Origin of the sequence: Verrucosispora sp. WMMD703 (genome assembly GCF_049178935.1) — a bacterium.
In the GTDB taxonomy this organism is placed as follows: Bacteria; Actinomycetota; Actinomycetes; order Mycobacteriales; family Micromonosporaceae; genus Micromonospora; species Micromonospora sediminimaris.
The window spans coordinates 2,209,584-2,235,180 of sequence record NZ_JBMHMM010000004.1 but is presented as its reverse complement, the minus strand read 5'-3'; the positions used below and the strand labels follow the sequence as shown (position 1 = coordinate 2,235,180).

Below are 25,597 nucleotides of genomic sequence, written 5' to 3'. Positions count from 1 at the left end.
GGGCGCAACTATCTCCGCCAACCCTGCCCCGCGATCTTGCACTTCCGGTCGCCGAGATGCACCTTTTCACCACTTCTGAGGAGGCAAGAAGTGCAAGATCGCGGGGCGGGAGCCGGGCTGGAGGAGGAGCGGCGGTTCAGCCGGGATGTGCGGTCAGTCAGCGAGCGCGTCGGTTGGCGCGCAGGGCGCCGAGGATCACCCTCGGTGTGACGAGCGAACTCGGGTGCTTGCGCATCGAGACGACGTCGTTGAACCGCCGGGCGGTGGTCACGTCGGTGACGGTCGCCGCGACGATCTGCCGGCTCACCCAGCTGGAGAGCCGGTAGCCGCGTGGGTAGGGGCCGTCGACGTGCGGCAGCGCCAGGTCGGCCGAGGTCGAGATCGACCAGGCGGCGTCGACCACGATCTTCTGAAGCGCGAAGAAGTGGCGGGCCGGCAGGCCCAGGTCCGGACCGGGCCGCAGGTAGTGCGCCAGGCAGGCCGCGTGCAGCGCGGCGGCGGTGATGCCCTGCCCGTACACCGGGTTGAACGAGGCGACCGCGTCACCGACGCTGACCAGCCCGCCCGGCAGCCGGGTCACCGCGTGGAAGTCCCGACGCCGGCTGTCGGCGTGCCGGTAGGTCTGCACGTCGCCGAGGATCTCGCTGTCGGCGACCGTCGCGAACTCCGGCGGGAACTGCTCGCGCAGCCGTCGGACGAAATCCTCGGCGGTACGGCCGGGACGGTGCTCCCCGTAACCGGCCATCATCGCCATCCACCGACCGTCCTCGATCGCGAAGAAGGCGGCACCGGCGACGTCGACAGACATCGTCGGGCTGTGCAGCGCCAGCACCACCGTGTGCTCGGGGTCCGCCTCATCGCGTCGGAACAGGGCGGTCGCGTAGTTGAGGTGCACAGTCATCCGCCGCAGCGCCGGCCGCTCCCACCCGGCCTCTGCCAGCCAGTCGGAGAGCCGGCTGGACCGCCCCATGGCGTCCACCACCAGATCGGCGTGCTCGACACCCGGCGAACCGCCGACGTCGCACCGGACGCCGCTGGCCACTGGGCCGTCGAACACCAGCCCGGTGGCGCGGGCGGTGACCGTCTTGACGTTGGGCAGTCGCAGCACCTGCTGCCGGATCAACGACTCCAGCAGCGGCCGGCTCCCGGCCAGGCTGTCGGCGTCGTCCGGTACGACGACCTTCAGCCGGCCGTCCAGGTAGTTCCGCCGGGCTGCCGGCGGAGCCTCGATCGCCCCCTGTGCCAGGGCCTGTTCCCGGAACCCGGGGAACAGCTGCTCCAACTGGAGGAAGCCACCGGGCAGCAGGGCGTGCAGTTGAGTCCCCTGTGGTACGCCCGGTCGTCCTCCGGTCGCCTGTAGGTCGTCGCGGTCGATGACCACCACGCTCTCGGCGTAGTCGGAGAGCACCCGCGCGGCAAGCATGCCGGCGATGCTGCCGCCGATCACCACCGCCTTGCCCATGACAGGGGATGCCTGGTCGGGCGGTCGCACCGCGTTCAGCGCGGCGAGGACCCGAGCCGGAGAGAGGGACATCGTGCTCTCCAAAGGGGTACGAGGTGTGGCGCCTTTCCGCCTGCCTGCCAGTGACCGATGCTGGGGCAGACCGACGGAGCCGGGCGGTCGGCATGACGCCCAACGATCGTTGCACAGGGAGGGAACGCCAACGACGATTCGTCTCGGCCCCCGGCCACCTTTGTCTCCGGCCGGCTCAGCTCCGGACGGCACCGTCCGGCGCCGGCTCCCGGCCGGCACCAACCCGGTTGACCAGGTAACCGAAGGCGGCGGCCGTGAAGAACATGACGATGCCGTAGACGGCGCCGGGAATCGCCATCTGCGCGTTGTCGAGCAGCGCCGGACTGAGCGCGATGGTGATGGCCAGCGTGCTGTTGTGGATGCCGATCTCGAACCCGGCCGCCTTGGCGGCGCTCCGCTCGACCCCGGCCAGCCTCGGCACGCCGTACCCGATGCCGAGGCTGAGCAGGTTGAACGCCAGTACGGCCAGCCCGACGGAGACGAAGTAGTCGGCGAGGTTGTCCCGCTCACCGAGTACGGCACCGGCGATCACCGCGATCAGCACCACCACGGACAGCACCCGTACCGGGCGGTCCAACCGCTGCGCGACAGCGGCCGACCGTGCCCGGATCAGCATTCCGAGGGCGACCGGGATCAGCACGATCGCGAACACCTGGAGCACCTTGTCGAACTGGAGCCCGATGCTCCTCGCGTCGCCGAGGAGGTACGCCGCCGACAGGTTGACCACGATCGGCAGGGTGAAGACCGCCAGCACCGAGTTGATGGCGGTCAGCGTGATATTCAGGGCCACGTGCCCGCCGAAGAGGTGGCTGTAGAGGTTCGCCGTGGTGCCGCCCGGCGAGGCCGCCAGCAGCATCATCCCGACGCCCAGTTCGGGCGGCAGGTCGAAGGCCAGCACCAGGCCGAAGCAGAGCGCCGGCAGCAGCAGCACCTGGCAGACCAGGGCGATGACGGCGGCCTTCGGGTGCCGGGCCACCCGGCGGAAGTCGCCGGTGGTCAGGCCGAGACCCAGACCGAGCATGATGATGCCGAGGGCGACGGGTAGTCCGATCAAGGTCAGGGCGGAGTCCATGACACGACATCGTTACCACCGGGTAACGCACTGGCAATCCTCCATGTGGCCGGGGTAGCCGTCAGAACTGGACCACACGCCCCACCCGTGGCGGGGTTACGCCCGCGAGCACGTCGAGCCAGGCCCGCTCCAGCGCGCCCGGGCCGGTGCCGAGCTGGACGTCGACCCATTCGCCGGCCACGTCCGCGAAGCGCCGCCAGGCGTCGGCGAAGCGCTGGTCGAGCCCGTCGCGACCCCAGTCCAGGCGGCGTTTGCGCATCTGCACCGGGGCGAAGAAGACCTCTCCGGCGGCATCGGCGTTCGGGATCTGGTTGGTCAGGCCGACAGCGATGTCGCGGACCAGCCGGTCACCGAGGTGCCGCCGCAGGGCGGCCCGGGTCGCGGGCGCACCGGACAGGTCGAGGTAGGCGGTCGGCACCGGGTCGAGGGCGGCGATCCCGTCGTACGGCAGCACCTCGTCGTAGCAGCCGAGCGACCGGGTGAACGCGAGGTTGCCGGGCGAGGTGAGCCCGACCAGGCGCGCGCCGCGCCCACGCAGCTCCACAGCGGCGGCGTACGCGGTCTTGCTGGATGCCGACGAGAAGACCAGCGACGTCGCGCCGTAGCAGTCGTTGTCGACGATCTGGTCGGCCAGCATGAACGAGGTGAAGAAGAGCGGCCGGAACAGGATCAGCAGATCCTCCTGGTCGGCCCGGTACGCCGGGTCACCGACGGTCGAGCGGTACCCGTTGTACGGCGAGGGCAGCTCGGCCCGGTGCACGCTGGCGTCCCGGAACCCGGAGGCGTCCACCCGGGACGGCCGCACCACCAGGTGCCCGGCCGGCGGAAGGTAGCCGTACACCCGCTGCCCCACCTCGACCTCGGCGACGGTCGAGGCGGCCACCTCGGCGAAGCCCCACAACGGCGGCAGCCCCCACTGCCCGCCCAGCCCGTGCCGGCCGGGCGGGAAGAACTCCCAGTACCGCATCGACTCGCCGAGCACCGCGTAGGTGACGTTGTTGGCGGTCAGTCCGACGCGGTCCACGCGCAGCAGCGTCTCGCCGTCGGACAGCTCCGGCACGGCACTCTCCACCAGGGTGGTGCGGCTCAGCTCGGCACGGGCCACGGCGAACGTCCAGGAGGCAGCCATGCTCAGACGCTAGGCAGTCAGAGCCGTCGAGACAAGATGCACTGCTAGTGCAAAATCCCACTCCGTGTGGCTATCTGGTCGCCATCCGGCGGGTCAGTTCGGCCGCCCGGTACGCCGCCACCTGACGGGCCTGACCGGCCACGAAGCGCCGCAGCGGCGCCGGTGCGTGTGCGGTGACCCGTTCGTCGACCCGGGTGCCCTCCGGTACCGGGGTCAGCTCCACCACCGCGCGCAGGGACACCCAGCCCGGGCTGCGCACCTCGCTGACCAACGGACCGTGCGGCGGCGTCGAGACCATGCGTACCCGGATGCGGTTGTCCCACCGCAACGGACCGACCAGCCGGAACCGCTCGACGGCGACGTACTCGGCCATCGCGCGGCCCTCGGCGTCGTGACCGTGCCGCACGTCGTCGACCGCCACGATCAGCGGCGACAGTCCGATGTAGCTACGCGGATCGGCCAGGTGCGCGTACACCACGTCGGGCGGGGCCGCGACGGTGCTGGTGGTCTCGAACGCGATCGGCGGCTTCCGGTCCTCGGGCACGCCCCATGGTGGCACGCCGGCGACGCGACCGTGTCCCGCCGCCGGCGTGCCCGAGAGGTCAGGACGGCCGGGCCGCCTTCGCCAGGCCGCGCTCGACGGCGGCGATGAGCTGCGGACGCAACTCCTCGGGCCGGATGATGGCGTCCACCGAGCCGACCTCGACCGCACGCTGGATGCTGTGCACACCGTCGAACTCGGCGGCCACCTCGGCCAGCTTCTCCGCCCGCACCGACGCGCGCACGTCCATCAGCTGCGTCACCAGCGCCGCCCGCTGTCCGCCGGTCGCCGCCGCCACGCGTGCCTCCAGGTCGGCCACCCGCGGATCCTTCGCCGTACGCGCGTTGACGTCACCGGCGAACACCACCGCCGCGGCCGGCGCGCCGCCGATGACGGAGGCGAACGAACCCGCCACGGCGAGGACCGTCATGTTCGGGTTGAGCGCCTTGGAGAAGACCACGAACGCGCCACCGTGGTACCGCGAGATCACGCAGAAGACGATCGGCCCGTCGAAGTTGACGATCGCCCGGCCGATCTCCGCGCCGTACTCCAGCTGCAACTGTCGCATCGACTCCGGCGAGCCGTCGAAGCCGGAGAGGTTCGCCAGCACCACAAGCGGCCGGTTTCCGCTTGCCGCGTTTATCGCTCTGGCCGCCTTCTTCGACGAGCGCGGGAAGAGCGTGCCGGCGGTGTAGGTGTCCGGCCCGTCGGTGGGCGGGAAGCCGCGCCGGGGCACCGAGCGGGATTCGATGCCGAGCAGGCACACCGGGATGCCGCCGAGATGCACGTCCTGCACGACTGCCGTCTCGGCGTCGGCCATGCCCGCCCAGCGTTCCAGGACCGCGTGGTCCTGGTCGGCCAGAGCCCGCATCAGCGTACGGATGTCGAACGCCTTCTTGCGGTCGGGGTTGCGCTCCCGGGAGAAGATCTCCCCGACGGTGGTGAAGTCGCTGTCCGGCACGCTGTGCGGGTAGTCGGAGATGTCGCGGTCGACCGGGTCGGTGGTGACCGCCCGACGTGGCCGGCTCTCGCCCGGCGCCACGTAGGCGTGGTCGTGGTACGCCATCAGGACCTGGTGGGCACCGCGCAGGTTCGGCGCCCAGTACTGGGCCTGACCGTTGGGGCCCATCACCCGGTCGTAGCCGCCGATGCCGAAGTTGTCCTCGGCGGACACTCCACCGGAGAAGTCCAGCGACTGCTTGCCGGTCAGCACCATCGCCGAATCCGGCGTCATCACCAGGATGCCCCGGGTGTGCATGAGCATCGTCGCCTCGGCGTTCCAGTACGGCTGGGCGCCCACGGTGATTCCCGCGACGACGATGTTGATCTCACCACCGGCCTGGGTGAACTCGACGATCCGCTTGAGCGCGGCGGCCACCCAGTCCATGTTCTCGGTGCCCGAACTCATCGAGATCCGCGCGCCGGCCGACAGCGCGAACCAGTCGACCGGCACGCGCATCCGCTCGGCCAGGTCGAGCGCGGCGATCACCCGGGCACACTCCGGCTCGGCCAGCGCGCCCAGCGCCCTGGTCGGGTCGCCGAGCAGCACCACCCGGGTGACGCCCTCCGGATAACGCTCGGTGGGCGTGCTCGCCACCCCGACGACGATGCCTGCCCGGTTGTGCCCCTTCGGCCGCTGTACCGGGACCAGTTCGCCGGACTCGGTCAGGTCGTACTCGACGAAACTGCCGTTGCGGCCGGCCAGCATCTCGGTCAGCTCGTACGGGTAGGTGGTGCCGCGCCGCCGAGCCGACAGCACCTTCTGCCGGTAGTCGTCGAGCGGCTGGATCAGCTCCGCCGTCGGCTCGGTGACGGAGATCCGCATGCCCTCGTCGTAGGAGATCTGCACCGCGATGTCGGTCAGCTCGCCGGTGTCCTCATCCCGCTGGCGGCCGAGGAACAGCACCTCCTCCAGCCCGGCGTCCGCCGTGATCGGCAGCACCCGCTGGGCGACGGTGTTCAGCTCCTCGATGCTCAGGTCGTTGGGCGGCCAGACGAAGAGGGTGATCCGGTTGGTGTCGAACCGCTTTTTCGCCGGGCGCTGCGCCTGTACCTTGCGGATCGCGTCGAGGCAGGCGTCGAGCGCGCCCTCGACCGCGGGCAACGCCAGGATCCGGCCGTCGGTGTCGCGCAGCGGAGTGAGGTCGCGTACCTGGGCCATCGCGGCCAGCCGCTCGTCGGCCGGATTGTCCGGCGCGACGCAGTGGAAGAGGTACACCTCCTCGTCGGCCGAGGGCAGCCGGGTGAGGTCGAAGTGGCGTAGCCGGGGCAGTTGCAGACGCTGGGCGATCAGCGGGTGCAGGCCCCGGATCACCCGGTCCTCACCGACATCGGGCCGGAAGGTGAAGTGGTGGTGCATCTCGGCGCCGTTGCGCCCGGCCACGGATACCGTCACCCGCTGGAGCACGTTCAGCAGGCCGGCCTGGTCGAGCACCTCCCGCAGGGTCGTGGCCATCGCCTCCACGTCGGGCTGCTCGGCCCAGGTCAGGTACACGTCGGCCACCGACGACGCGGTATCCGGGCCGGGCACCGGCGACGCCGAGCCGGCATCGTCGCCACCCCCTCCGACCAGCGCGGCGACCTTGGCCAGGGTCGCCGACAGGCCGGCGAAGTCCGTGGCCGCGGCAACCAGGCGGAAGCGCTCGCCGTCCCGGTCGTACCCGGCGGTGAAGAACGACTGCCCGGTCACCTCGACGGCTCGGGCGTTGCTCGCGCCACGGCTGCCGTAGTAGCGGCGGCTGAGCACCTCGAGCATCGGGCCGTGGTCGACGCCCGGCCGGCCGATGCGCTGGGCGAGCAGCCGGACCAGTGGCTCGGGCGAGGCGACCATCGTCGCGATCCGCTCGGCCCGGTCCGCCGCGTCGGGGTTGCGGTCGAGATAACGCAGGTTGCCGCGAACGTCGGCGTACACCTCGGCCCGCTTGCGTCGCAGCATCGGCTGCGCCGCCCAACGGAAGACCACGCTGCGGGCGAGGTCGCCGACCACCGGGAAACGGCGCTGGGTGGCGAAGATCAGGTGTTCCAACGCCTGACCGACCAGCTCGCGCAGGCTCTCGGCCGGCGGCGGCTCGGTGAGCCACCGTTGCAGGAAGGTGACGATCACCTTCACGTCGGCCGCCGCCCGCTGCTGGGCCAGGAAGATCCGGAAGACGGCCTCCTCCAACTCCGGCGTGCGTTCGAAGTCCTGGACGCCGTAGTGGGCCAGCACCCGGGCGAGACGCTGGCGGAACGTCTCCGGCAGGGCCGCCCGCTCGACGTCGAGGCACTGGAGGTAGCTGTGGAAGTACTCGCGCGGGCTGTGCACCCGGGTGTCGGCCCGGGTCTCCTCGCCGGCCGGACGGTTGCGGCTCAGCTCGGACAGGTCGGCGAAGACCTGGAGCAGCTCGACCTCCTCCTCCAGCGGCCGGTGCGGCAGCTCGGCCCGGGCTGCCAGGTACGCGGCGAGGGCCCGGCGTTCGTCACGCGGGTCCAGGTCGTAGCCGAGCAGCAGGCTGCGCAGCTCGGCGATGCCACGTGCCACGCGGTCCCCGGCGGACAGCCCGGTCGGCTCGGGCGGCAGTTCCAGGTCGACGGCCGTGGACTCGGTGGCCTCGCTCGCGGCACCGTCACCGAGCGGTTCCAGGCGCAGCAGCGGCGCGCCGGTCTCCACCTGACTGCCGACGGAGACCAGGCACTCGCGCACCTTCGCCGCGAACGGGGCGCGCAGCACGGTCTCCATCTTCATGCTCTCCAGGACCAGCACCGGCGCGCCGGCCTCGACCTCGTCGCCCACCGCGAGCGGGGTCGCGACGACAAGCGCGGGTGACAGGGAGCGCAGCACGCCGCCCTCGTCCCGGCTGACCCGGTGCGTGATGCCGTCCACCTCGACCAGGTGGATGGGTCCGTGCGTGTCGGTGACCAACCGGAATCGCCGGCCGTTGACCAGGATCCGGCCACTGTGCTCGTCGAAGCGCTCCAGCTCGACGTCCACCGTCGAGGTGTCGCCGACGCCGACCCGGAACCGGTGCGGGCCGGTCTGCGCGACGGAGACCCGGTAGGTCGCGCCGCGCAGCTTCAGGTCGATCGGCCGGCCGCTGACGTGCTGGACCTGGGGACGGCCGCCGTGGGCGGTGGAGAGCAACCGCTGCCGCTCGACGTGCGCCTCGTCCTCGTACGCCTCGATGGCGGCGGCGGCCAGCGCGACGCCGGAGTGCCGGGTGGAGACCAGGCGGCCCTGCGCCCGGACCCGGTCGATCCAGCCGGTGTCGGCGCTGGCGTCGATGACCTCGGGCTGGTCCAGCAGGTCGAGCAGGAAGCTCTTGTTGCTCGCACCGCCCTCGATGATCACCGTGGTCTCGGCCACCGCACGACGCAGCCGGCCCAGCGCCTCATCGCGGTTGCGGCCGTACGCGATGATCTTCGCGATCATCGAGTCGAAGTCGGCGGGGATCACGTCACCCTCGCTGACCCCGGTGTCCACCCGCACGCCGGGCCCGCTGGGCAGCACCAGTCGCACGATCCGGCCGGGCGACGGCGCGAAGTCCCGGTCGGGGTCCTCGGCGTTGAGTCGGGCCTCGACGGCGTGCCCCGCCTCGGCCGGGATCCGGTCGCCGAGCCGGCCACCGGCGGCCACCTGGATCTGCGCCTTGACCAGGTCGAAGTCGGTGGTGGCCTCGGTGATCGGGTGCTCCACCTGCAACCGGGTGTTGACCTCCAGGAAGGCGAACATCCGGTCACCCGGGTGGTAGAGGAACTCCACAGTGCCCGCGCCGCGGTAGTCCACCGCCAGCGCGAGCCGTTCCGCCGCCTCCTTCAGCTCGCGAGCCTGCTCGGCGGCGAGCACCGGCGACGCGGACTCCTCGATCACCTTCTGGTTGCGCCGCTGCACCGAGCAGTCCCGGACGCCAAGCGCCCACGCAGTGCCCTGGCCGTCGGCGATCACCTGCACCTCGACGTGCCGCGCACCGGTGACCAGCCGTTCCAGGAAGACCACACCGCTGCCGAAGGCGCGCTGGGCCTCCAGGCTCGTGCGCTCGTACGCCTCGGCAAGTTCGGTGTCGCTGCGTACCACCCGGATGCCCCGGCCGCCCCCGCCCGCGGTGGCCTTCAGCATCAGCGGGTAGCCGATCTCGGCCGCGGCCCGCTGGGCCGCGTCGAGGCTCTCCACCGCGCCACGACTCCACGGCGCCACCGGGACGCCGACCTCCTCGGCGATCAGCTTCGCGCCGATCTTGTCGCCAAGCTTGCGCATCGCCTCGGGGCTCGGGCCGATGAAGGTGACGCCGTTCTTCTCACACAGCTCGGCGAAGGCCGGATCCTCGGCCACGAAGCCCCAGCCCACCCAGGCCGCGTCGGCGCCGGTGTCGTGCAGCGCCCGTTCGAGGACCCGGTGGTCCAGGTAGGGTCGCGCCGACGCGGGTCCGAGGCAGTAGCTGTGGTCGGCCTCGCGTACGAAGGTGGCCGAGCGCTCCGCCTCGGTGTAGAGCGCGACGGTCTCGATCGGCGGGGCGTCGGTCTCGGCGTTGAGCTCGCGAACAGCGTGGATCAGCCGCATGGCGGCTTCTCCCCGGTTGACGATGGCGATGCGGCTGAACACCGAGCAGGCCTCCGGAAGATCGTCCCTGACAGGAGGGGACGCCCCCTCGGACAGGGGGTCCCGTTGAACCAACCTTCGTGGCTACCGGCGGGTAAGGAAGACGTGGGAACTGCCACCTCCGGACAACGGATTTTGTGGAGAACCACCAACGCCACCCTCCGACGCCGGATTCGGGTGGCCCGGGTCACCCCGAACGGGCCTCGAACGACCACGTCGCGTCGAGGCGACAAACACCCTGCGTGGCGGTGACATCTCCCAAGATCATCAACGTTTCCCTCGCGGACCTGGTGCTATACGGTCAGCGGGTGAGAGTTGAGCGTCACTGGTGGAACGGCGACCACACCCCGCGCGGACGTCGCGACGTCTACATCCGTACCGACGGCGAGTCGTGGGAGGTCGAGGCCCGGGCCGGCGGCGGCACCGGCCGCTCGAAGATCTACCCCTGCCCCGGCCGCAAGTCGGCGGAGATCCTGGCCGGGGCGTGGATGGGCGGCCAGAGCCGCTGGCGGGTCGTGGCACCCTCCTGAACCTCACCGGCAGCCCGCCCGCCACCGGTCGGGTAGGCTGATCGTGCGACCCGCCTGACCGCGGGTCCGATTCGATGTCCCGAGCCCCGCGCCTTCGACGCGCCAGGCCACGGCCGGCACCACTGCGCCGGGGCGGGACGTCCCCTTCTACGTTCGGAGCCTTCATGGCGGCACGCCGCCCGCAGCAACAGACCACCCCGTCCACCGTCCCGACCTTCGCCGAGCTGGGCGTGCCCGCCGCACTTACCCGCGTGCTGGCCGCGACCGGGGTGGACCGACCGTTCCCGATCCAGGCCGCAACTCTGCCCGACGCCCTCGCCGGTCGCGACGTGCTCGGTCGGGGCCGCACCGGTTCGGGCAAGACGTACGCCTTCGTCCTGGCCGTGCTCACCCGGCTCGCCGCAACCGGCGCGCCGCGCCGGCCCGGACGCCCCCGGGCGCTGATCCTCGCGCCGACCCGGGAGCTGGCCACCCAGATCGACAGTGTGATGGCGCCGCTGGCCCAGGCACTGTCGCTGCGCACGATGACCGTATTCGGCGGTGTCGCCGCCCGGCCGCAGGTCACCGGGTTGCGCGCCGGGGTCGACGTCCTGGTGGCCTGCCCGGGCCGGCTCGCCGACCACGTACAGGCCGGGCACGCCCACCTGGACGCCGTCGAGATCAGCGTGCTCGACGAGGCCGACCACATGGCCGACCTGGGCTTCCTGCCGACGGTACGCCGACTGCTGGAGCTGACCCCGCGCAGCGGGCAACGGCTGCTCTTCTCCGCCACCCTGGACTCCGGTGTCGATGTGCTCGTCCGGCGTTTTCTCACCGATCCGGTGGTGCACAGCGTCGACTCGACCAAGTCTCCGGTCGCCGCGATGACGCACCACGTGCTGCACGTGCACGCCGAGGACCGGTTCGCCGTGCTTGTCGACCTGACCGCCGCGCCGGGACGGACGGTGGTGTTCACCCGCACCAAGCGAGGCGCCAAGACCCTCACCCGCCGGCTGGTCGCGGCCGGGGTGGCCGCGGTGGAGCTGCACGGCAATCTGGCTCAGGGCGCCCGCACCAGGAATCTCCAGGCGTTCTCCGACGGTACGGTGCGGACACTGGTGGCCACCGACATCGCGGCCCGGGGCATTCACGTCGACGACGTGGCCCTCGTGGTGCACGCCGATCCACCCGTGGAGCACAAGGCGTACCTGCACCGCTCGGGGCGTACCGCCCGGGCCGGCGCGGCCGGGACCGTGGTGACCCTGATGACCGACACGCAGGCCCCGGAGGTACGAGAGCTGACCCGCAAGGCGGGCATCGCGGCGACCACCACTCGACTGCGCCCAGGGGACGCGCTGCTGCGCGAACTCGCGCCAGGGGAACGGACACTTGCGGTCGCGCCGGCCGCGCCGGTCGCCCGGCCAACGGCCGCCCGCCGGGAGGCGTCACCCGCCTCCGGCGGCCGCAACCGGCGCGGCGGCAAGTCCGCCCAGGGCAGCTCGACCCGGTCCGCTTCAGCCAGCTCGGGGCGGCCCGTTCCGGCCGGTTCAGGGCGGTCCTCGGCTGCCTCGGCGCGCTCCGGTGCCGCCCGGTCGGGTGCGGCAGCCTTCTCCGCCCGGGCCCGGCCCGGCGGGCGTGGCGGCGGTCGCTGAGCGACGCGGCCACCCGCCAACAGTCCTGATCAGCGCTTCCGAAAGCCCGCCGGCACCGCCGGCGGGCTTTCCTTGCGCCACCTGAATACCTAGAACTACTATGCCTCATAGTTCTAGGTATTGGTGGTGGGAGAATCTCATGAAGGTCACCAAGGATCTCGTCGCCGCCTCGGCGACGCCGATGGTGCTCGGCATCCTGGCCGACGGGGAGAGCTACGGGTACGCGATCCTCAGACGCATCAACGAGCTGTCCGACGGCGAGTTGGACTGGACCGAAGGGCTGCTCTATCCCCTGCTGCACCGGCTCGAACGGCTCGGTCACGTGGAGTCGAGCTGGCAGTCGGTCCCCGGGGAGCGGCGACGCAAGTACTACCGCATCACCGACAGCGGCCTCGCCGAGCTGGCCGAGCAACGTCGCCAGTGGGACACCGTGGTGAGCGCCCTCAAGGCGATCTGGGCCGACCCCGGCGACGTACGGCGCTCGACGACGATTCCCCTCGGAGGTCTGGCATGACCGCGCCCGGCAGCCCCGACGCTGGCACGCCATCCCCCGGCCCGGACGCGTTGGAGGACCAGTTCGCCCAGTGGCGTCACTACGTACGACGCCGCCCGGAGTTGCAGCGCGCCGACGTCGAGGAACTGGAGGACCACCTTCGCGGCTCGGTCGACGAGCTCATCGCCGCCGGCCTGCGCCCCGACGAGGCGTTCCTGGTCGCGGTCAAACGGCTCGGCGGCCTGGACGAACTGTCCCGCGAGTTCGCCCGGGAACACTCGGAGCGGCTGTGGAAGCAACTGGTGCTGACCGGCGGCGCCGACGACCCGGAGACGGGCAACCGGTCCCGGCGCGACCTGACCGCGATGATCGTCTGCGCGGTCGGTGCGGCCGTGTCGATCAAGCTGCCGGAGCTGTTCGGCCTGGGTTTCCAACAGGACGGCGCCTTCTACGCACCCAACTTCGCGCTGTTCACGCTGCCCTGGCTGGCCGCGTACCTGGCCTGGCGCCGCCGGGCCGGCAGGGCGCTGATCGGGGTGATGGTCGCCCTGTTCGCGCTCGGTGCGGTGGCCGCCAACGCCTACTCCCTCGCGGAGGACTCCCAGTCGCTGGTGCTGACCACCATCCACCTGCCGATAGCCCTGTGGTTCGTGGTCGGCCTGGCCTATGTCTCCGACGATCTGCGCTCGTCGCGACGGCGCATGGACTTCATCAGATTCACCGGCGAATGCTTCGTCTACTTCGTCCTCATCGCCCTCGGCGGCGGCGTGCTGACCGCCTTCACGGTCGGCACCTTCCAGGCCATCGGGATCGACCCCGAGGGCTTCGTCTCGGAATGGTTGCTGCCGTGCGGCGTGGTGGCCGCGGTGGTCGTGGCGGGCTGGCTCGTCGAGGCCAAGCAGAGTGTGGTCGAGAACATCGCCCCGGTGCTCACCCGCCTGTTCACGCCGCTGTTCACCGCCGCGTTGCTGGCCTTCCTGGTCGCCATCGTCTGGACCACCGCCGGCATCAACGTCGAGCGGGAGGCACTGATCCTGTTCGACCTGCTGCTGGTCGTGGTGCTGGGGCTGCTGCTGTACTCGATCTCGGCCCGCGACCCGCTGGCCCCGCCCGGCCTGTTCGACCGACTGCAACTCGCCCTCGTGGTCAGCGCGCTCATCATCGACGTGCTGGTGCTGTGGGCGATCACCGAGCGGATCACCGAGTACGGCACCACCCCGAACAAGGCCGCGGCCCTCGGCGAGAACGTCATCCTGCTGGCCAACCTCGCCTGGTCGGCGTGGTTGATGCTGGACTTCATCCGTCGGCGCACCCCGTTCGCGGCCCTGGAACGCTGGCAGACCGGCTACCTACCGGTGTACGCCGGTTGGGCCTGGGTCGTGGTGCTGCTCTTCCCGCCGCTGTTCAGCTACCTCTGATCCGCCGCGCAACCCGAGCGGCCACCGGCTAGCACTGACGGCAATCGTCCGCGCCCGGTGGCCGCCTGCGCGCCGATCTTCCAGCTCCTGGCACCGGCAACCGCTTGAAGCGCCTTCATGCCGATCGACTATGCAGTGAGTGCCGGCGTCTCAGCTGGTCGCGCCGCGCCAGGGATCGACGACATCGATCCCTGTGTCAGTGAAGTCCTTAGTGTTCCGGGTGGCGAGGGTGGCGGCCTGGACGCGGCAGATGGCGGCGATCTGGGCGTCGAACCCATCGATCGGGTGGCCGAGTTTTTCCCGCACCGCGACTACGTCGGCGTAGGCACCGGCTGCGGCGAGGTCGAAGGGCAGCACCTGGCGAGGAAAGGCGGCGAAGATCTCGCTGGCAGCCTGGTGCAGTGATTCCCGGCGCTGGCCTTCCGGCAGCCGCGCAATGCCGTAGCGGATCTCGGCGACGGTAACGGCTGTGGTGTACAGGCCGGTGCTCGAACTCTGCTGGAGCCACGCGAGCACCACTGGAGCGGGCTCGGCCCGCATGAGCTCGGAGACAACGTTGGTGTCGAGAACGATCATCATTCGGGCAGATCCGCCGCACGGGGGGCCGTGGAACGTGCCGGTACATCCAGCTCAACCCCACCGAGTCTGGTGAATCGATCGGTGAGTGCGCTGAACAGATCGTTTGCCGGCGCGTCCTCGGCAACTGCCGCAGTGAGTATGTCGCGGATCTCGGCCTCCATGGATCGGCCGTGTTGCGCAGCGCGGCGGCGCAGCTTGTCGCGCACGCTGTCGTCGAGATCTCTGATGCTGAGGGCTGCCATGCTGTTCCTCCCACCCACCCAATGAGAGCAATGCTAGCATGGGCTACCGCACGCTGGTCGGCGGGCCGAAGGCGACCGGCACCCCCGGTGAGTAGAGCACGCTTGTCGGTGGCCCCTGCGGCGGCGGCAGCCCGGCGGCGGTCACCAGTTTGTCGTCCAGGGCGAGCAGTTCCGCGTGGTGCAGCGGCCAACGTGGGTGCCAGTTCGGTAGGTGCCGGGTACGTCCGTACGCCCGGGTGTGCAGGCCCCAGCGCGCGGTGACGAAGTGGTCCAGCGGCGTCGGCTCGGCGATCGGCCCGCCGACCCGGACCTCGATCCGGCTGGTCGTGCCGGTCGGGCCCGGCCAGCGACGCCGGCACCGGTAGCTGAGCCGGTCGCCGTCTCGCTCCAGCTTCATGGCCGACCACAGGTACGGCAGCCGCAGGGTCGCCCGGGCGACCAGCACCGGCACCAGCCGGGAGGCGTCGAGCGAGCGGAAGACCACGGCCCGTCGGCCGGAGCTGTCCACGGAGTACAACCGGACGTTGGTCTCCCAGAAGCTGCCGAAGTACGGTACGCCGGGTCCGAATCCCAGCCCCAGACCGACCATCCGGAAGCCGATCAGCCCGACGTAGGTCAGCCCGTCGAGCGTGTCGGGGCGGGTGCCGGCCGGCAGCAGCGGTGCAACCCGCTCCGGCTCGACCGGCCAGTGCAGGAAGATCAGATCATCCCAGCGTTGCCGAAGGATCGCGCGGCGGAACCCCCGGATGGGCGCGACGTCGACCGGCTCGATGTCCACGTACCGATCCTGCCGGACCGGCCGACGCCGCGGCACCCGGCGGTCAGGTACCGGGGTGACGGCTGCCCATCCGGTTTCCGCCGGCCCGCTTCGCCGCGTACATCGCACCGTCCGCGTGCGCCAGGGTCTCTCCGAGGGTGTACGCGGAACCGCCCGCCACCCCGACGCTCACCGTCACCTGCCACACCGCCATCGCGGCCACGGCGTCGACGGCCCGCTGGGCGACCTGCTCAGCGGCGCCGAGATCCGCTCCCGGCAGGATCGCGACGAATTCGTCACCGCCCAGCCGGGCGACGAAGTCGTCCCGGCGGACACTTGCCGCGACCACCTGCGCAACGGCCCGCAGCACGTCGTCGCCGGTGGCGTGCCCCAACGAGTCGTTTATGTCCTTGAACCGGTCCACGTCCACGATCAGCACCGCCACCGGATCGGTCCCGGCCGCCGTGGGAGTGGCCAGGCGCTCCAGGAAGCTGTCCAGGCCCCGCCGGTTGGCCACCCCGGTGAGCGGGTCGATCCGCGCGGCCCGTTCGGCCCGCTCGTGCTGCCACCGCAGCACGTCGTACGACTGCATGGTCACCGCCGCGTGCAGCCAGCGATGTCGCTGACGCCACAGCAGTTCCGCGAGCGCGTCGCCGTAGGTGAGGCCCGGCAGTGCGTCGCGTGCCCCGGTCTTCGCCAGCAGCACCGCGTGCGTACGGTGCAGCGCCGCCGTGATCAACCAGTCGTTGTCGGGAGAGAGGCCGGTCACCGCCTCCTCGATGACCCGCAGCGCCTCAGCCGGCCGCCCGGACCGGCTGAGCGCGACGGCGTGGAACGGCCGGCACAGCAGTTGCTCCTGGTGTCGCTGTTCGACGCCGTGCTCCTGCAACGACGCCAGTACCCGGGGAATGTCCTCCGCCGCACCGGCCGGGTCCTGACGGTCGGCGCGGGCGCACGCCGCGAAGAGCGACGCCGAGAGCCGCCACACCTCCGCCTTGGGGCCGGAGGCTTCCGTCATCGCCCGCGCCGCGTGCTCCTCGGCCACCGTGGTGTGCTTCTCCGCCTCGGCGACCTGGCCGACCTGATACAACTCCAGGGCCCACATGAGGTTGAGCTCCGCGAGGTTGCACAGCCACATCGCCCGGTTGCCGTTGTCCGGGTACCCGGGTCGGCAGGTCGTCTCGTATGCCGCCTGGAACTGTGGCGCCGCCAGCTCGTAGAGGCGCAGCTTCGCGTACCCGATCGCCAGCCCGGTGCGGGCGTTGCCCTCGATCACCGGATCCGGTTCGCCGGCCAGCAGGGCCGTTTCGGCGCGAACGAGGTCCCGCAGGACGGCTTCGATGTCGTACTCGGCGATGTCCTGGTCGCCGAGGCGGAGCCGCCGGTCGGCGCGCAGCGACAGCGCGCAGGAGCGCCACCCGGCGCTGTTCTCCCGCTCGGCGGCGACGAGCATCAGATCGGCGGCGGCGATCGCGGCGCGCAGGTCACCGAGCCGGGTCAGCGCCACGACGCGCACGAAGTGCATCGCCGCCGGGCCGTCGCGCAGTTCCCCGGTCGGTTCCCGTAGCGCCGCGACCGCCTCCGCCAGCACCTGGGCCGCGCCACCGGCCTGCGCCTCCTCCAGTAGCCGCAGGGCTCGGAGGGTCACATCGTCCATGCGGTCTCCTCCGCACCCACCCAGGGGAAGAACAGCCCGATGGTACGGTAATCAGCTCTCTTCGATAGTCTCCGACCGGTTTGGACTCTGTGCCAGCGGTCGCCAGGCGGCGACAGCGACAACCGCCATCGTCACCCCGGCGATCCAGAACGGGGCCGTGTTGCCCCAGCTGCCGGCAATCAGGCCACCGAGAAGGGAGCCGACCGCCGCCCCGCCGAGATCGAGCACCGCGTACGCGCTGCCGACCCGGCCGAGCAGCCGGGACGGCACCAGCCGTTGACGCAGCGACGCGACGGTGATTCCCCAGACCATGCCGTGCGCGCTGAACACGACCAGGACGACCACCACTACCCATGCTGCCGTCGTGGTCGCCAGAACCAGGTGCGTGACCACCTCGACGATCAGCCCGCCCCGCAGCACCACGGTTCGTCCGACCATCCGGACGAGTCGGGTCGCCACCGCCGTGCCGGCCAGCCCGCCGACCGCGAACGCGGTGAGCAGGAAGCCGTAGCCGACGCCGGAGACGCCCAGACGCTGCCGGCAGTAGAGCACGAACACCGCGAACGCCGCGCAGAAGGCGACGTTGCCCACGCCCATGCTCAGGGCCAGGGTCCGTAGCAACCGGTGCCGCCACAGCCACCGCACCCCCTCGGCGATCGAGCGGACCACCGACGCACGCGTCGTGGCCGCCGGTGCCGGGGCCGGCCGCAACCCCGCCAGCAGCACCGCGGCGACGGCGAACGTGAGTGCGTTGAGGCCGAACGGCGCCGCTGCGGCGATGACGAACAGCCCGGCGCCCAACGGCTTGGCCACGAACTGGTTGCCGATCGTGAAGGTGGCGTAGAGCCGCGCGTTCGCGCTCGGCAGCCGGTCGGGGGCGACCACCGATGGCAACAGCGCACCCATGGCGGTGTCGGCCAGCGTCTCCCCCGTACCGAGCAGAAAGAGCACCGCGTAGAAGATGACCACCGTGACGGTGTCGGTGGCGATGGTGACCGTCAGCGTGGCGAGCGCGACGGCCCGCACCAGGTTCACCGCCACCACCAGGCGACGCCTGTCGATCCGGTCCACGTAGGCACCGCTGAGCAGGGCGAACAACAACCAGGGCAGCTGTTGTACGAAGACCGCACCGGCGATCAGCGCCGGGCTCTCGGTGATGGAGGCGACCAGCAGTGGGCCGGCCGCCATGGTGATGCCGTCGCCGATGTTGGACACCGCCGAGGCGGTCCAGAGTTTGGCGAAGTCCGCGCCCAGACGCGCGGATACCAGGGCACGCAAGATTGCTCCTCGAACTGGAAGGGAAACGGTCGTCAGGGGACCGCTCCGCAGCGAGGAGCACCGCCACCGTCGGTGGACCGGCGGTGGACCGCACGGATCAGCGCACGGGGAGCTCTCGCGCCGGAGCGGCGGCCGTGTCCAGGTCGAGGCGCATCTCAGCTCCTGTCCGTCGACGGATGTCGAAGCGGAGGATAGTCGGCCGATCCCGTACGCCGGCACTGGATTTCGCCGTTTCGCGCCGAGCCATGATCGCGACGCCGGTCGATACAGTGACGCGGTGGAGCAGATCAGCCGCCGGCGGTTCCTCGACGAGATGGCGGCCGTCACCCGGGACCGGCAGGCCACCACCCACCTCTACCTGATGCTGCGCGAGGGCGGCGGCATCGGCGTGCAGTGGGAGCAGCCCGGTCTCGACCATCTGCGGGAGTTCCGCGTGGTCGACCCGGACGGGCCCGTCTGCCCGCACTGCACGATCATCGAGACGGTCCTGACACTGGCCCCGGTCCTGCCGCTCGACATGCTGCGGACGGCCCGGGCTCGGGTGCAGTACGAGCGGATCCTGCGCGCCGGCATGCTGCCGGCGCCAGCGTTCGCCCGACAGTCGGTGAGCCGTGAGGTCACCTGGTTGGGAGACTGCCACGGCGCGACCGGCGATCCGCACACCGACGCGGACTGCGCCGAACACGCGGCGATCGGTCCGTCCATCGTCACCGACCCGCTCCACGTGGATCCCGTCGCGCCACTGCCCCGCGCGCTGCTTGAGATGACCGACGCCACCGACGTCCGGGAACGGCTGCGGCTGGCCCGCGACTGGCGGGACACCGCAGCCGAGGTTGCCCGGCGCAGCCGATGGGCCGCAACGACCTGGGGCTTCCTGCGGAGTTCCGCGGTCCTGGGCGTCCCTACGCCCGGCCGGCCGGGGATGGTCTACGCCCTCGACCCGGACGCGGCGACCGACGACCGTCCCTTCACCGAGGTCGCCACGACGGCGATGCGGTCGCTCTCCGGCCGGGATGACCTGGTCTACGCCGACCGGGTCTGCCTGGTACCCGACCCGGTCCCGAGCGGCGAGCGGATGCCCAGCTTCGCCGGTGCGGTGGACGTGGCCGCCGGGCAACCGGTACGCACGTTGCGGCTGCCGTCGAGCCGCCGGCCGCTGAGTCGGCTCGGCCGCGGGATCCTGCTGTTGTTCGAGGCGCGGCACGTGATGCTGATCCGCCACGTCCAACGCACCCCGGACTGGGAGTCGGAGGCGGCGCTGCACCTCTTCGAGTTCGGCATGTTGGAGGAACTCGGCGGGCCCGCGTACACCTCGGCCGTCGCCGCGTACCTCGACGCGCTGCGCCGCGCGGGCGAGTTGCTCGCCCGACCGCAGAAGGTCCTCGACCGCCGCGCGCGCAAGGCGCTCGCCGGCATTTTCGGCGGCCTCGACGACGAGGAACTGCACCTGTGGGGATCGGTCGCCTACCGCAACGCGATCATGGTCATGCTGGGCAGCCAATCCGCCTTCGCCGAACACCTTCGACGTCAGGCGTCCTGAACCGAGTAACCCGGGTGGGTGGGGTCGGCACGCGGCCCCACCCACCCGGATCGTCAGTTACGCAGATTCCACTGCTGGTTGGCGCCGCCGTGGCAGGCCCAGAGGTGGACCACCGTGCCGTTGGTGGTGCCGTAGCCGCTGGCGTCGAGGCACAGCCCGGACTGCGCGCCGGTGATGGTGCCGTTGGCGTTGACGTTCCACTGCTGGTTGACCTGGCCGTTGCAGTCCCAGATGATCGCCAGGGTGCCGTTGCTGGTGCCCTGCCCCGACGCGTCGAGGCACTTGTTGCCGTACACCATGAGTTGCTTGCTGGCGGTGTAGGTCCAGCGCTGGTTCGTCCCGCCGTGGCAGTCCCAGAGCTTCGCCTGAGCGCCGTTGGTGGTGCTCGCACCTTCGACGTCCACGCACCGCCCGGACTGGGTACCGACGATCTGCACGCCCTGCGGGTTGCTGGTGCCGCCCTGCGGACCGGCCCCGGCCATCACCGCCTGGGCGCCCGAGGGCCAGTTGCCGTTGGTCACCGTCACGTTTCCGGACACGACGTTGCCCCGGTCGCCGTTTGTCACGTTGGTGCTGCCGTTCGTCGACCAGTTGTTGGTGACGGTGAAGTTGCCCATGTTCTCGGCGTACCAGTAGTTGGCGGTGGCCCAGGTGCCGGTGGACGAGAACACGTTGTTGCGGGCGGTGTAGTAGCGGGACCCCTCGTCGAAGTAGACGCCGAAGTAGCCGTTGGTCCGCAGGCAGTAGTTGTCGCTGATCAACCCGCCCGGGTTCGCCGACAGGGTGTAGATGCACCCGCCGTCGTTCATCTGCTGCATCACGTCGTGCACGTAGTTGCCGATGAGCCGGTTGTTCGACGCGGTGGTGGCCGTGGTGTAGCGCGGCTGGTAGTTGTACAGGCCACGGCCGGCGTAGTGCTCGCTGCCACCCGCGTCGTTGGAGCCCCAGCCGTACCCGATGGACATGCCGGTGTACGGCATGTTGTAGACCTCGTTGTACGAGACCGTGGAGTTGGTGACGTAGGTGGTGAGCACCGAGACGATGCCCCGGTACTCGATGCCCAGGTCGTGCAGGCGGTTGTTGCTGATGGTGATGTCCCGGTTCACCATGCGCTGGTCACTGGGGTGGTGGGCGTCGGCGCGTACGCCACCGACGACGATGCCACCGGCCGCGTTGCGGGCGATCTCGGAGCGGGTGACGGTGATGTTGCTGGTGCCCAGGCCCACCCCGCTGCCGTGGGCGTTGGCGTCGTTGCCGATCCCGATCGCCGTCTGCCCGAGGTTGACGAACTGTGAGTCGCTGAAGGTGATGTTGTTGGCGGCCGAGACCTGCACGGCGGCCGGCATCTGCTGCCAGTTCGGTCGGGTGGCCTCGAACTGCGGGCAACCGTTGTGGCAGGAGGAGAAGCTGGGCCAGTTCCAGTTGCCGTAGATGTACGCGCCGGTCTGCTGGTCCACGTAGCCCTGGTTGCTGCTGGCCCCCAGCCAGGTCGTTCCGGTGAAGGTGATACCGGTGAACGTGATGTGGTGTGCCGGCGCGGCGTAGGTCCCGCCGAGGTTGACCAGGGACTGCTGCGTCGGCAGTTCCACGCTTACGCTGTTCATGTTCTGGCCGGCGAGCGGGATGTAGTTCAGCGCGCCGGTGCCCGGGTCGAGGTACCACTCCCCCGGCGAGTCCAGGAACTCGTAGGCGTTGGCCAGGTAGAGCGGTCCGGCCCGGTGTGGGCTGGTGAACGTGTCGTACCCGAAGTTGTTGTTGCTCCAGCCGGGCTGCTGCATCCGGATGAGGCTGCCGCTGATGCTCTGCACCGACACGTACCGGTCGGTGAACGAGTTGACGCTCTCCATCTGGATGCGGCTCTGGTTGGCCAGGTTGTTGAGGTAGCTCAGGGCGCCGCTGGTGAACCGCATACCGGTGCTGTCCGCGGTGAAGTCCGCCCGGTTGACCTGGGTACGGGCCCGGGTGGCGAGCGCACCGTTTACGTACAGCTGGCGGGTGTCGGTGCCGGCGCCGACGTTGGCCCGCCAGATGTTGCGGCCGGCGTCCACCTGCGTCCAGCCGGTGACCGCCCGCGCGCCGCTGATCACGGGACGGGCCGACGGTGCCGCCTGCCAGATCACCCGGTAGCCGTTGGTGCCGGAGTCGGCGGCGGTGAACCGCAGCGGTGCGGAGAGCCGATAGACGCCGTCAGCCAGTTGCACGACGATGTCGCCCGACATCGAGCTGTTCATCGAGCGGACGGCGGTCTGCGCACCGGCCAACGAACACGGCTGCGCGGCGGTGCAACTGCTGCCGCCACCGGAGGGGGACGCGTAGAGGGTGGTGGTCGCGGCGAGCGCGGGGGCGGCGAACGTGGTCACGCCGGCCACGGTGGCCGCGGCGGTCAGCGCCACCGTCGCGGCCGCGGCCAGCACCCGTCGGGGTGTGCCGGGGGGTGGAGGTACGGACACGGGGGTCTCCTTACCTGGACGGGTGGTGCGGTGTGGTGGGTGGTATGTGGACGGCAGTTCATCATACGAATGATGTCTGCGCAAGGATCGACTGAGATCACGCCGGTGACCGGGCGTAGGGCGGCGCAGCTCAGCCGAGAATGCTCCGGAGATAGGCCAGCCCGTCCCCCGCGAGCCGGTCCGGTGACGGGGCGAGCGGGCGCCAGATCGAGGCGGCGGTCGCGATCGTCGCGTTCTCCGGGGTGAACGACTCGATGCAGATCGCACCCCAGTAGCCGGTGGCGGCCAGGGCGGCGAGGAGCCGGGGCCAGTCCAGGTGATCCGACCCGGGCGCGCCCCGGTTGGTGCCGCTCACCTGTACGTGCTTGATGTGCGGACCCGCCGCGGCCAGCGCCGCGTACGGGTTCGCCTCCTCGATGTTCATGTGGTACGTGTCGATCATGAGGCCGACGTTCGTCGGCAGACCGTCGATCATCTCCACGGTCTGTTCGATCGTGTTGACCACACTGGTCTCGTACCGGTTGAGCGCCTCCACCCCGATGGACACCCCCCGATCGGCGGCCCGGTCGGCAACCGGTACCAGCGCCCGACGGAAATCGGCGTAACAGGTCGCGCGTTCCGTCGGCGTCATCGGCCAGGTGCGGCCCACCGACGCGTAGACCGGACCACCGACACACGGCGCGCCGATGATCGCCGCACTGTCCACGCAGCTGTTCAGGTACGCCACCGTGGCCTCCACCACGGCGGGGGCGGCATTTACGAGTTCCCGCCCGGGCGGGGTGACCGCACAGACGCCGGCCGCGTCCAGTCCGTACCTGGCGAGCAGGTCCCGGACGCGGTACGGATCCCAGTCACCCGGCTGCTCGATCGGCAGTTCGACCGCGTCGAAGCCGAGCGCCGCGATCCGGGGGATCAGTGCGGTCAGGGCCTCGTCGTCGACCGGCGAGGTCCACACCCAGGGATTGACACCGACGGCACGCAACGGACGCCTACTTCCAGCGCTGCGGGTAACCCGGCAGGTCGGTGCAGCCGCACATCGCGTAGTGCAGCGGCGGCATGTTCGGGTCGAGATAGCTGTCCAGATTCTCCTGGGTGATCGTCGGCTGGGGCAGCTTCCACGGGTCGGACACCTGCTGGCCGTCGAGGATTCGCAGCGCCGCGATGATCGGCGTACGCCACTGGTAGGTCGGGTACGTGGGCGCGATCGCGGTGAGCCCTTCGTCCTTCCACATCTTCAGGAAGTCGAGCTGGTCCTCGCCGTTGATCGGAGGCACCGGCTGACCGGCGTCCTGGAACGCCTCCACCGCCGCGACGGCGACCGCGCCCGCGTCCATCCAGACGCCGTCGATGGTGCCGTGCCGCTGGATGTAGTCGTTGACGATCTTCTTGGTCTTGGCCGGGTCGCCATCGGTGAACTCGACCCCGACCACGTCGACCTGCGCCTTGTCGAACGCGACCTTGGCGGCGGACCACCGGGTCTCCAGCACGTCGACGCCGGGCAGGATACGCAGCGCGAGAACCTTGCCGCCGGGCTTCATCTGCTGGCTGACGAACTCCGCTCCGACGTGACCGAACCCGTACCCGCCGATCGGGTTGATGAACGTCACCGGGCAGTCGGTGTCGACGCCACGGTCGAAGACGATGACCGGCAGGCCGGCGTCGCAGGCCGCCGTCACGGCCGGAGTGAGCGTGGCGGTGGTGTTCGGCGAGACGATGAGCGCGTCACAGCCCTTGCCGAGCAGGTCGTTGATGTCGGCGATCTGCTTCTGGTCCTTGCCTTCGGCGTCGACGTGAACGAACTCGGAGATCCGGTCGCCCTGCGCCTCGACCTCGGCCTGCATGGTCTTGAAGCCGACCTGACGCCACGGGTTGTTCAACGCCGCGTTCGAGAAGCAGATCTTGTAGGGGCCGTCCTTCTTGAACTTGGCGGTGTCCACCATCTTCGGGTTGAGCACCTGCTCCCACGGCTTGTCGGCCGGACCGGTCGGTGCGGCGTCGAGCAGCGCGAGTTCGTTGTCGTAGTCGGCCTGCACGAAGAACTTCGACTGCTCGCCGGTGCCGGCCCCGGCAGGGGGCGCCGAAGAGCCGTCCGAAGGGGTCGCAGCGGGCTCGTCGGTGGCACAGCCGACGAGGGACACCAGGAGAAGCGCGGCCGTGGCCGCCATGCGTCGTTTCATTTAGAAATCCCCTTATCTCGACGTGGAACGTCGACTCGAGACCGCCACGGCGAACAGGATGATGGCGCCCTGAACGGTCGGTCTGAGGGCGCCGGAGACGCCGTAGAAATTCATGAGCGTGAAGAGCAGTTCGAGGGTCAGCGCGCCGAGCATCGCGCCGACGACCGAGCCACGTCCGCCACCCAGGGCGACCCCGCCCAGCACGACCGCGGTGATGGCGCCAAACTCCAGACCGGCACCGGCCTGGAAGGACACCCCGCTGTAGCCGCCGATCAGGATGGCCGCGACGGCGGCGGCGAGGCCGCTCAGCATGAAGGCGATGGTCCGGGTACGGCGTACCCGGGCGCCGCTCAGCTCCGCCGTACGTGCGTTGTCCCCGACCGCGACCAGGATCCGGCCGAAGTCGGAGCGCATCAGCAGCACCGCGAGCGTGGCGAGGACCAGCAGGACCAGCAGGGCGTACGGGATACGGCCGAACACCGGCACGTCCTCGAACGCACGCCGGCCGAAGCGACGGAACTCCTCGGAGAGCCCGCCCTTGGGCGCGCCGTTGGACCAGAGATAGACCGCACCCACCAGGATCAGGAACATGCCGAGGGTGGTGATGAACGAGGGCACCCGCAGTCGCGTCGTGATCAGGCCGTTGACCAGCCCGACGAGCACCCCGCCAGCGAGCAGCACCAGCACCACCGGCCAGGTCCGCGACGGATCGCTGTCGATCAGCCGGGCGGCGACCACGACCTGTGCGGTGACCAGCGAGCCGACGGACAGGTCGAACTCGCCCGAGACGATCACGAAATACTGACCCGCGGCGAGCAGGATGAGCGGCGCCGAGCGGCCGAGGAACGACATCAGGGAGGCCGGCGCCAGAAAATCGGGCTGGCGCACGGCGACCAGAATTAGCAGCACCGCGAGTATCGCGAGCAGGGGCAGCAGCCCGCCGGCGCGTACCCGGGTCAGCTGGGGCGGCAGCGGGCGACGCTTGACGAGCTGCATG

The 25,597-nt window shown here is 70.6% G+C and carries 19 protein-coding genes; 5 read left to right on the top strand and 14 right to left on the bottom strand.

Annotated features, from left to right (window positions below):
* Positions 1-157: 157 nt before the first annotated feature.
* The 5 genes from ACN26Z_RS10815 to ACN26Z_RS10795 all read right to left on the bottom strand — a co-directional run bounded on the left by ACN26Z_RS10815 (position 158) and on the right by ACN26Z_RS10795 (position 9,851).
* A complete protein-coding gene (locus ACN26Z_RS10815) occupies positions 158-1,534 on the bottom strand; it encodes an FAD-dependent oxidoreductase (protein ID WP_421460944.1) in 1,377 nt (458 codons plus the stop codon).
* Positions 1,535-1,709: 175 nt separating this feature from the next.
* The gene (locus ACN26Z_RS10810; protein WP_421460942.1) at positions 1,710-2,606 is read right to left on the bottom strand and encodes a bile acid:sodium symporter family protein; all 897 of its coding nucleotides are present in this window, start codon (positions 2,604-2,606) and stop codon (positions 1,710-1,712) included.
* A 61-nt stretch (positions 2,607-2,667) separates the two neighbouring features.
* Positions 2,668-3,735: a DUF2855 family protein gene (locus ACN26Z_RS10805; protein ID WP_421460941.1), complete on the bottom strand. Its 1,068-nt coding sequence runs from the start codon at positions 3,733-3,735 to the stop codon at positions 2,668-2,670.
* A 70-nt stretch (positions 3,736-3,805) separates the two neighbouring features.
* The gene (locus tag ACN26Z_RS10800; protein WP_421460939.1) at positions 3,806-4,279 is read right to left on the bottom strand and encodes an SRPBCC family protein; all 474 of its coding nucleotides are present in this window, start codon (positions 4,277-4,279) and stop codon (positions 3,806-3,808) included.
* 58 nt (positions 4,280-4,337) lie between these two features.
* A complete protein-coding gene (locus ACN26Z_RS10795; RefSeq protein WP_421460937.1) occupies positions 4,338-9,851 on the bottom strand; it encodes a biotin carboxylase N-terminal domain-containing protein in 5,514 nt (1,837 codons plus the stop codon).
* Positions 9,852-10,156: 305 nt separating this feature from the next.
* Here ACN26Z_RS10795 and ACN26Z_RS10790 point away from each other — a divergent pair, with 305 nt between their 5' ends.
* From ACN26Z_RS10790 to ACN26Z_RS10775, 4 genes are all read left to right on the top strand, one after another.
* Entirely contained in the window at positions 10,157-10,378 is a 222-nt protein-coding gene (locus ACN26Z_RS10790; protein WP_099851929.1) for a hypothetical protein, read from the top strand.
* A gap of 164 nt (positions 10,379-10,542) precedes the next feature.
* A complete protein-coding gene (locus tag ACN26Z_RS10785) occupies positions 10,543-12,009 on the top strand; it encodes a DEAD/DEAH box helicase (RefSeq protein ID WP_421460935.1) in 1,467 nt (488 codons plus the stop codon).
* 139 nt (positions 12,010-12,148) lie between these two features.
* The gene (locus ACN26Z_RS10780; protein WP_282239354.1) at positions 12,149-12,523 is read left to right on the top strand and encodes a PadR family transcriptional regulator; all 375 of its coding nucleotides are present in this window, start codon (positions 12,149-12,151) and stop codon (positions 12,521-12,523) included.
* Positions 12,520-13,920 (top strand): permease prefix domain 1-containing protein, encoded by a 1,401-nt coding sequence (locus ACN26Z_RS10775; protein WP_282239355.1) that lies wholly within the window; start codon positions 12,520-12,522, stop codon positions 13,918-13,920. The genes ACN26Z_RS10780 and ACN26Z_RS10775 overlap by 4 nt, the downstream gene beginning before the upstream one ends.
* A 150-nt stretch (positions 13,921-14,070) precedes the next feature.
* Here the strand turns inward: ACN26Z_RS10775 and ACN26Z_RS10770 are convergent, their stop codons facing one another.
* Genes ACN26Z_RS10770 through ACN26Z_RS10750 form a run of 5 tightly spaced genes read right to left on the bottom strand, consistent with a single transcriptional unit; the run spans position 14,071 to position 18,433 of the window.
* On the bottom strand, positions 14,071-14,499 hold the full coding sequence (locus tag ACN26Z_RS10770) for a type II toxin-antitoxin system VapC family toxin (RefSeq protein WP_421460933.1): 429 nt from the start codon (positions 14,497-14,499) through the stop codon (positions 14,071-14,073).
* Positions 14,496-14,741: a FitA-like ribbon-helix-helix domain-containing protein gene (locus ACN26Z_RS10765; RefSeq protein ID WP_164445404.1), complete on the bottom strand. Its 246-nt coding sequence runs from the start codon at positions 14,739-14,741 to the stop codon at positions 14,496-14,498. The genes ACN26Z_RS10770 and ACN26Z_RS10765 overlap by 4 nt, the downstream gene beginning before the upstream one ends.
* 43 nt (positions 14,742-14,784) lie before the next feature.
* On the bottom strand, positions 14,785-15,519 hold the full coding sequence (locus ACN26Z_RS10760; protein ID WP_421460930.1) for a YqjF family protein: 735 nt from the start codon (positions 15,517-15,519) through the stop codon (positions 14,785-14,787).
* A gap of 43 nt (positions 15,520-15,562) precedes the next feature.
* Positions 15,563-17,155, bottom strand: coding sequence for a GGDEF domain-containing protein (locus ACN26Z_RS10755; RefSeq protein ID WP_282239357.1), 1,593 nt, complete (start codon positions 17,153-17,155; stop codon positions 15,563-15,565).
* 51 nt (positions 17,156-17,206) lie between these two features.
* The gene (locus ACN26Z_RS10750; RefSeq protein ID WP_421460927.1) at positions 17,207-18,433 is read right to left on the bottom strand and encodes an MFS transporter; all 1,227 of its coding nucleotides are present in this window, start codon (positions 18,431-18,433) and stop codon (positions 17,207-17,209) included.
* 277 nt (positions 18,434-18,710) lie between these two features.
* Between ACN26Z_RS10750 and ACN26Z_RS10745 the strand changes: the two genes are divergently transcribed.
* Entirely contained in the window at positions 18,711-19,973 is a 1,263-nt protein-coding gene (locus ACN26Z_RS10745; protein ID WP_421460925.1) for a hypothetical protein, read from the top strand.
* A 53-nt stretch (positions 19,974-20,026) separates the two neighbouring features.
* Here ACN26Z_RS10745 and ACN26Z_RS10740 read toward each other — a convergent pair whose 3' ends face one another.
* From ACN26Z_RS10740 to ACN26Z_RS10725, 4 genes are all read right to left on the bottom strand, one after another.
* Complete coding sequence (locus tag ACN26Z_RS10740; RefSeq protein WP_421460922.1) at positions 20,027-22,423, bottom strand: RICIN domain-containing protein; 2,397 nt, start codon at positions 22,421-22,423, stop codon at positions 20,027-20,029.
* Positions 22,424-22,553: 130 nt separating this feature from the next.
* A complete protein-coding gene (locus ACN26Z_RS10735; protein ID WP_282239361.1) occupies positions 22,554-23,405 on the bottom strand; it encodes a sugar phosphate isomerase/epimerase family protein in 852 nt (283 codons plus the stop codon).
* 7 nt (positions 23,406-23,412) lie between these two features.
* Entirely contained in the window at positions 23,413-24,600 is a 1,188-nt protein-coding gene (locus ACN26Z_RS10730; RefSeq protein WP_232511164.1) for a substrate-binding domain-containing protein, read from the bottom strand.
* A 12-nt stretch (positions 24,601-24,612) separates the two neighbouring features.
* Positions 24,613-25,596 carry an ABC transporter permease gene (locus ACN26Z_RS10725; protein ID WP_421460918.1) on the bottom strand — a complete coding sequence of 328 codons (984 nt, stop codon included), beginning with the start codon at positions 25,594-25,596 and terminating at the stop codon, positions 24,613-24,615.
* Position 25,597 lies beyond the last annotated feature (1 nt).